This window comes from Moorena sp. SIO3I6 (assembly GCF_010672095.1).
In genome coordinates this window covers 1-4,396 of record NZ_JAAHHU010000359.1, presented here as the reverse complement: position 1 = coordinate 4,396, position 4,396 = coordinate 1, and the positions used below count along the sequence as shown (strand labels likewise).

The following is a 4,396-nucleotide window of genomic DNA, read 5'->3' as shown; positions in this document are numbered from 1 at the left end:
GCTCTCGGGGCGACTATACCGCTAGTGAAGATGACAATTTGCTTGTTCAAGGGGTATCGAATGATAAGGGTGGACTAGCCTTCTTTGGTTACGCCTACTACGAAGAAAACAAAGATAAACTCAAACTTTTAAAGATTAATGGAGGAAGTGGTTGCATTGCTCCTAGCACAGCAACTATTGCCGATGGAAGTTACAAACCTCTAGCTCGCCCAGAGTTTATCTACGTCAATAAAGAGGCTGCAACTCAACCTGAAGTTAAAGCATTTGTAGAGTATCAGTTGGCAGCAGCAAATTCCAAATTAATTTCAGAAGTTGGCTATGTTCCCATGCCAGAAGACATTATGATGTTGGTGAGAAAGCGTTTTAGCGATGGCAAAGTTGGTACAGTCTTTTCTAATGCTCCTAAAGGCTCCAAAGTGAAACAGCTATTGATGAAAGGGAAATAAATAATAGTAAAGGATGCATTAAAGGATGAAGGCTGAAGGCTGAAGGCTGAAAAGAACCAAGTTGCTAAGTCACCTTGTAAGTCACCTTGATAGATATCACCACTACACCTATGAGTAGAATTATTTCATTCCTCACACTTGATTCCTCACACTTAATTTCTCACAATTGAGCCTTCATCCTTTATCCTTTAGCATTCGCACTGCATCCTACCCTAATATAATGCTATCAAGCGAACACACTTGCTCCTTCAAACTTGCTCCTTCACACTTAATACTTTACTGATGTCTACCACTCCCTCATCTTTTGAGTCATCAGACTCTGAGATGTTTCGACCAAACCGGCAGTTAAACAAGCGGGTAGAACTGGTAGTAAAAATAATTTTTGCTACCTTTGCCTTGGTTTCTGTCGCAACTACCATCGGCATTGTTCTAACCCTAATATTTGAAACAGTAGGATTTTTCCAAGAAGTATCACTCTTGAAATTCCTGAGTGATAAAGCATGGACTCCCTTGTTTCCTAATCCGAAGTTTGGCATTTTTGTGCTGATTAGTGCCACCTTCCTGACCTCTGTAATCGCGCTGATGGTGGCATTACCTCTGGGATTGCTTGCAGCTATCTACTTGAGTGAATATGCATCTAGTGGTATCCGTCGCTGGCTCAAACCTGCCCTAGAAATATTAGCAGGGGTTCCTACGGTAGTATTTGGTTACTTCGCTCTGATGGTAGTTAGCCCTTTCTTAAGAGATTTTATTGGTTTTATTAATTGGGTTATAGCATTGATGGGTCGGGTTATACCTATTCCGGAGTCATTTGCTATTCCAGATTTACAAGGATTCAATGCCTTAAGCGCTGGGATTGTTTTAGGAATAGCCATTATTCCTATGATAGCTTCCCTCAGTGAAGATGCTATCTATGCTGTACCCAATAGCTTAAGACAAGGTGCTTATGCCTTGGGGGCAACTAAACGAGAAACCATTATCGGAGTAGTAATACCAGCAGCATTATCTGGAATTGTTGCTTCCTTCGTACTAGCGGTTTCCCGTGCTGTCGGTGAAACCATGATTGTTAGCATCGCTGCGGGTCAAAATCCCACCTTGGGACTGAATCCCCTAGTACCAGTGATGACCATGACAGCCTATATTGTTCAGGTAAGCTTAGGAGATACACCAGCAGGTTCCCTAGCCTACAAAACTATTTTTTCTGTAGGCATGACCCTGTTCTTACTGACCTTAGCCCTAAATATCTTTAGCTTTTGGTTTGTCCGTCGCTTCCGGGAGAAATACGACTAATGGCACAAGACCTAAAACCTCTAGGAGACGATTCCCCAGGTTACTTCAACCTGGCGCTAACCAAGCGCTACAACTTTGATAAAATCTTCGCCTTTGCTGCCTGGGTTGGCATCTTTTTTGGGCTAGCCATACTCGCAGTATTGCTGATTGATGTTTTTAGGGATGGTCTGCCCCGGCTCGATTGGCAATTTATCACCAGTCCTCCCTCCCGTAAACCAGACCAAGCCGGTATTTTTCCTCCTTTAATCGGTAGTGTCTGGCTGTTGGTGATAACAGCAATGGTCTCTTTTCCCTTGGGAGTAGGGGCAGGTATTTTCTTAGAAGAATATGCCACTGACAACCTGTTGACCCAGATTATTGAAATCAACATCGCTAACCTAGCTGCTGTACCTTCAATTATTTACGGCTTATTGGGTTTACAAGTATTTGTCCGGTGGTTGGAACCCATTACTAATGGTAGGAGCATACTAACTGGTTCCCTAACCCTGTCCTTGTTAATTCTGCCCATCATTATTGTTGCCACCCGTGAAAGTCTACGGGCAATTCCCAATAGTTTGCGTCAAGCGGGTTATGCCTTAGGAGCAACTCGCTGGCAAGTGATTCGAGAGCATATTTTTCCTCTCGCTTTACCTGGTATCCTGACAGGAACGATTTTAGCACTGTCAAGAGCAATTGGGGAAACTGCTCCTTTAATCACTATCGGAGCCTTGAGCTTCATTACCAGGCCGCCAATGAACCCACAAGATCCATTTACTGCACTGCCAATTCAAATTTACAACTGGATATCCCGTCCCCAAGAAGCCTTCCACACTAACGCGGCTGCGGGAATTGTTATGTTGATGGTAGTGCTGTTGGTCATGAATGCCGGAGCAATTTTCCTGCGCAATAAATTCCAAAGCAATAGATAAAAAGTCAATATACCCACTATTAAAATACAGATTCAAAGGGATGGAAAAGTTTTCAGTTTTGATTTCAAAAGTTGACAATTCCACAGAGGATTTAAATATGAATTATAACCAAGTTATGGACTGCACAACTTCGTCTGTAGAAGTACAATATCCGGTTTTACGGGCTGAAAAAGTTTCCGTATACTATGGATCATTTTTAGCAGTCAAAGATGTCTATTTAGATATTCCGAAAAAACAAGTTACCGCCTTTATCGGACCGTCTGGTTGTGGAAAAAGCACCTTGTTGCGATGTTTTAATCGCTTAAACGACCTGATTCCGGGAGCACGGGTGACAGGTAGAATTACCTTCCATGGGGAAAATCTCTATGATAAAAAGTTTGACAACAGCATTGAAGAAGTACGTCGCCGCATTGGCATGGTATTCCAAAAGCCAAACCCTTTTCCCAAATCCATTTATGAAAATATTGCCTTTGGAGCCCGGATTAACGGCTATCAAGGGGACATGGATGAATTAGTGGAGCGCAGTCTTCAACAAGCTGCCCTCTGGGATGAAGTCAAAGATAAACTAAGACAGAGTGGTCTGTCTCTATCTGGCGGTCAACAACAGCGTTTGTGTATTGCTCGCGCCTTAGCCATTAAGCCAGAAGTGTTGTTGATGGATGAACCTTGCTCCGCTCTTGACCCCATCTCCACCCTCAAAGTGGAAGAACTAATGCACGAGCTCAAAGAAAAATATACCATTGTTATCGTTACCCACAACATGCAACAAGCTACCCGAGTAGCAGACATGACCGCTTTCTATAACGCTAGGGCAACGGAAACAGGTGGCAAACAAGGCTATTTAGTAGAGTTCAATAGAACTGAAGTCATCTTCCAAAATCCTCAGCAGGAAGCAACCAGGGACTATGTTAGTGGGCGTTTCGGCTAAATCCCCCTAACATTTTGCCCTAACATGGGGCGTTGCTTAATAATGGAATGATTTTAAGAGTTTTGTGGAATGGGCATCTTGCGTGGAATGGGCATCTTGCGTGGAACTGGCATCTTGCCAGTTTCAATATATTTTCGGGCGGGCAGGATGCCCACTCTACTCCTATTCACAAGAAGATTAAGCAACGCCTAACATCCAACGAAACCTTGGGTTTTAAACCCAACTCATCGGAGATTTGAGATGAGACTACACATCCCATGGCAACAGGCCCGTGGGATTTTTTTTTCTGATGGGGATGATCCCCCCAGTACCAATTCAAGATAGGATCAAATCTGATTATAAAATTGGATTTGTTGTCAATCATGCGAATAAAGCGCTACTTATCAGGTTTTATTGCCCTGGTACTGGTTATGGTTATCGGTTTAACTGGTTGTGCCTCAAGTGGTACAGGCTTAACAGGAGATTACCGTCAGGATACAATAATTGCTCTACAAGAATTAAGACAAGCCCTTGAATTACCAGAAGATTCACCAGATAAGACGGCAATTCGTGAAAAAGCAACTCTACTGATGAATGACTATGCTTCGCGCTACCGCAGAGATAGATCTGTGTCTACCCTTAATTCCTTCACTACCATGCGAACTGCTGTCAATTCCTTGGCTGGTTACTACAGTTCCTATCCCAATCGCCCTTTACCGAAAAAGGTGAAGGATCGTCTAGAGCAGGAATTTTCCCAAGTAGAGCGTTCTCTCAAACGGGGCGCTTAAGCTGTCGATACCTCGCCTATTGTAGGCGAGGCATAACCTGGGTTAACAAAAAAACTG

At 43.3% G+C, this 4,396-nt stretch carries 5 protein-coding genes; all 5 read left to right on the top strand.

From position 1 onward, the window contains the following. The coding region (locus F6K49_RS35990) for a substrate-binding domain-containing protein (protein WP_293104514.1) at window positions 1-446 on the top strand (446 nt) is incomplete at its 5' end. Between the two features lie 282 nt (window positions 447-728). Further along, window positions 729-1,736 carry a phosphate ABC transporter permease subunit PstC gene (gene pstC, locus F6K49_RS35985; protein WP_293104511.1) on the top strand — a complete coding sequence of 336 codons (1,008 nt, stop codon included), beginning with the start codon at window positions 729-731 and terminating at the stop codon, window positions 1,734-1,736. Continuing rightward, window positions 1,736-2,644, top strand: a complete 909-nt coding sequence (pstA, locus tag F6K49_RS35980; RefSeq protein ID WP_293042740.1) for a phosphate ABC transporter permease PstA — start codon at window positions 1,736-1,738, stop codon at window positions 2,642-2,644. The genes pstC and pstA overlap by 1 nt, the downstream gene beginning before the upstream one ends. A gap of 97 nt (window positions 2,645-2,741) precedes the next feature. Then, on the top strand, window positions 2,742-3,572 hold the full coding sequence (gene pstB / locus F6K49_RS35975) for a phosphate ABC transporter ATP-binding protein PstB (RefSeq protein WP_293042743.1): 831 nt from the start codon (window positions 2,742-2,744) through the stop codon (window positions 3,570-3,572). Window positions 3,573-3,934: 362 nt separating this feature from the next. After that, the gene (psb27, locus tag F6K49_RS35970; protein ID WP_364301414.1) at window positions 3,935-4,339 is read left to right on the top strand and encodes a photosystem II protein Psb27; all 405 of its coding nucleotides are present in this window, start codon (window positions 3,935-3,937) and stop codon (window positions 4,337-4,339) included. Window positions 4,340-4,396 lie beyond the last annotated feature (57 nt).

Coding starts and splice junctions, on each gene's coding strand:
- pstC (WP_293104511.1), top strand. CDS start 729: ATGTCTACCACTCCCTCATCTTTTGAGTCATCAGACTCTGAGATGTTT.
- pstA (WP_293042740.1), top strand. CDS start 1,736: ATGGCACAAGACCTAAAACCTCTAGGAGACGATTCCCCAGGTTACTTC.
- pstB (WP_293042743.1), top strand. CDS start 2,742: ATGAATTATAACCAAGTTATGGACTGCACAACTTCGTCTGTAGAAGTA.
- psb27 (WP_364301414.1), top strand. CDS start 3,935: ATGCGAATAAAGCGCTACTTATCAGGTTTTATTGCCCTGGTACTGGTT.